Source organism: Mesorhizobium sp. M1A.T.Ca.IN.004.03.1.1, from assembly GCF_003997555.1.
In the GTDB taxonomy this organism is placed as follows: domain Bacteria; phylum Pseudomonadota; class Alphaproteobacteria; order Rhizobiales; family Rhizobiaceae; genus Mesorhizobium.
The window spans coordinates 1-1,110 of record NZ_RZTV01000045.1; the positions used below are offsets into that span (position 1 = coordinate 1).

Consider the following 1,110-nt stretch of genomic DNA (forward strand, 5'->3'; position numbering starts at 1 on the left):
GGCCTGAAGCAGCAGCGAACAGGCCAGCGTCGTGACGACTGCCACACGGATCGAATCCAAAGCGAAGTAAACCATCGACGCATTGCTGCACAGGACCAGCCCCACGAGCCGACAAAAAGATGAAGTGCACGCCGTTCTCCTGGTTTTCGCCAGATCATGTTGCGAGCTCGTCGGCCGCAACATGCGTCTGGCAGTTCTTGGGGCAGACGCGGCCGCAGGCTCCGCAGCCTATGCAGCGGCCGGCATCATCGACAACCATGATCATGCGATTGAGCTTGCCGTCGAAATCGTCGTCCTCGTCATCGCAGGGGCCGAGGATTTCACCCGCATCATCAACGCCGTGAAGATGCATGACATCGCGCGAGCAGACCTTGAAACAACGGCAGCAGCCGATGCAGATTTGCTATCGATGGAGGTCAGGTACGGCGGCATCCAAATGGAGCCGTCACGGGTGGTGAATGTGCGCATCATCCTAAATTCTTCATTGAAGCGAGTTCTCTCTTGGCAACATCCAACTCGGCATAAACGGCTTGGGTTTTCTCGGCGACTTCCTGTATGTCGGCCCACTTGCCCGGCAGACCCTCGACAAGGTCCTGCAATGCCATCTTGGCAATAGCTGCACGCAACTGGAGCTTTCGGACTTTCTTCCTCATCTTATCTAGGTTCTGACATAGATCCTTCCTGGAACAATGGTTTGTTGATGCGCTCCATCTCGGGCTAGGCTTCAATGGCTGCAGTCGCATCGTCGACCAGTTTCGTACCGGCCTCAGCAAGTTTGCGGAAAGTCTCGAAGCCGAACCGGTGGACGTCTCGACAGAACGCCCAACCGCTGGAAGCCCGCAGGGGCTTCATTCCAATTATTGGCGACGTCGACACGCCGGAGCGCTCCTCGATCGCAAGCGCTACGGCGGTGTAAAACATGTCGAGCCTCCACAGCGCGTCAGGATCGGGATCGCCGCCAAAGGGTACCGCACGTTGCTGTTGCTTGGTGATGATGAACTCGGCCAGCAGCTCGGCATCCGAATGGCCTTCCCATAAGCCGAAGGAATCCTGAGTACGAATGAGCCGCAGGAGGCATTTGACGAACGGGGAAGCAAGGGCCTCGTCGTC

Annotated in this window: 2 protein-coding genes and 1 pseudogene; all 3 read right to left on the reverse strand. The window is 57.4% G+C overall.

Annotated elements, in window-relative coordinates:
* Nucleotides 1–154 precede the first annotated feature (154 nt).
* Nucleotides 155–471, reverse strand: a pseudogene (gene fdxB / locus EOD29_RS30580) (ferredoxin III, nif-specific).
* On the reverse strand, nt 468–653 hold the full coding sequence (locus EOD29_RS30585) for a CCE_0567 family metalloprotein (protein ID WP_245475483.1): 186 nt from the start codon (nt 651–653) through the stop codon (nt 468–470). The pseudogene fdxB and the gene EOD29_RS30585 overlap by 4 nt, the downstream one beginning before the upstream one ends.
* Nucleotides 654–717: 64 nt before the next feature.
* Nucleotides 718–1,110 (reverse strand): DUF269 domain-containing protein (locus EOD29_RS30590; RefSeq protein WP_127248774.1); only part of this gene is annotated, 393 nt, incomplete at its 5' end.